Annotated in this window: 4 protein-coding genes; all 4 read left to right on the forward strand. The window is 31.0% G+C overall.

The window, feature by feature from the left end; translation table 11 throughout:
* The first annotated feature begins 83 nt into the window (after positions 1-83).
* Complete coding sequence (locus tag AC11W3_RS19290; protein WP_484093576.1) at positions 84-512, forward strand: hypothetical protein; 429 nt, start codon at positions 84-86, stop codon at positions 510-512.
* Between the two features lie 11 nt (positions 513-523).
* Positions 524-811, forward strand: coding sequence for a hypothetical protein (locus AC11W3_RS19295; protein ID WP_484093577.1), 288 nt, complete (start codon positions 524-526; stop codon positions 809-811).
* Between the two features lie 17 nt (positions 812-828).
* Positions 829-1,017, forward strand: a complete 189-nt coding sequence (locus AC11W3_RS19300) for a hypothetical protein (protein WP_484093578.1) — start codon at positions 829-831, stop codon at positions 1,015-1,017.
* A gap of 10 nt (positions 1,018-1,027) precedes the next feature.
* Positions 1,028-1,348: hypothetical protein (locus AC11W3_RS19305; protein WP_484093579.1), on the forward strand; the 321-nt coding region annotated here is incomplete at its 3' end.

Below are 1,348 nucleotides of genomic sequence, written 5' to 3' on the forward strand. Positions count from 1 at the left end.
ATGAAGAATAGAGGTGTCATAAGATCACTTCCTTTCTAATTGGATTTAAAAATATTATTAACAAATATAAGGGGGAATATACTATGTTTAATAAAAAAACTTTTACTGTATCTGAATTCATGGCTTACACTAGCGAGGACATGAAAATAATTGATAAGGCTATCGGTCATATAAGAAGAAATAAAAAGGCATATTCGCAATTAGTATTTATAATAGCTGTATTTTTATTCTTTGGAAGTCAAGAAGTAGTTGTTGAAGCAATGACATATGGAAATGTAGAAGTTGCTACAGCTAAAATATCACATATAGGGGATATGTTGGCAAAAATAATAATGGTAACTTGTAATGTAACTATAACACTAGGTGGAATGGTAGATATAACAAGAAATGTAAGAAGTGGATCGCCACATGAAGCAATTAAAACAGCTATGAATTACTTGACGATAGGTGCTGTTGTAAACGCAATGCCTTTCTTAATTAAATTAATAGCAGAGTTGTTCAGTAGCTTCTAGGGGGTGTTTATATGATTAAGCCATACATGAGTTTAACAGAAGCAAAGGACGTTGTAGAAAACGTTGTAGGGACTTCAAAGAGCATATGGGAAAGCACACAAAACATTGTAAAAGTATTAGATGGCTTTGCTTGGTGGATTTCCCACCCTTCAGCAATAGTCGATTTACTAAAAGGCACTACTGTAGAAGTTACAATATTTCTACTAATAGCAATGATTATATTACGATCAATGGGATTTGAAACTAATAAATATATAGGCTTAGTATTCTTTTTATTCATAATACTAATGGCTATCTAAAAATAGGAGGGCTTGTTATGACTAAGGAAAGAATTGAAGATAGAATAAAAGAATTAGAACATGATATAAAAATATGCGAAAGAAAAGTTGATGAATCTATCAAAGAATACGAATACTATAAACGAGAAAAGGAGGAATGGGAATACTTCAAAAAAGAAAAAGAAGCCATATTAAGAGAATTAGAAAGAGAATTAAATAACTTATAGGGGGTAAAATATGAATTTAAAAGGACTTCTTAGGGGTTTCACATTAAGACTTGGGTATTTATTCATAAGTATAATAATAGGGCTTATATTAAGCTTCTCAAGTGTTTCAGAAATAAATGCAAATGGCAATTATCAAATTGATAAATCACAGATAGAAACCCTAGTTGATAAGGCTAGGGTTGTAGAATGGGAAGAAGCAAATATAATATTAAGGGGAAACAATGAAGATTTCGTTGTAGTAGATTATTATACAGGCAATTATTTTACAGGGGTTAGAACAGGGGGTAGTAATCATGCTGATATTGAAACAGCAGATAAAGAAAGTACAATG

The sequence above is a fragment of the Geomonas sp. genome, from assembly GCF_056994735.1.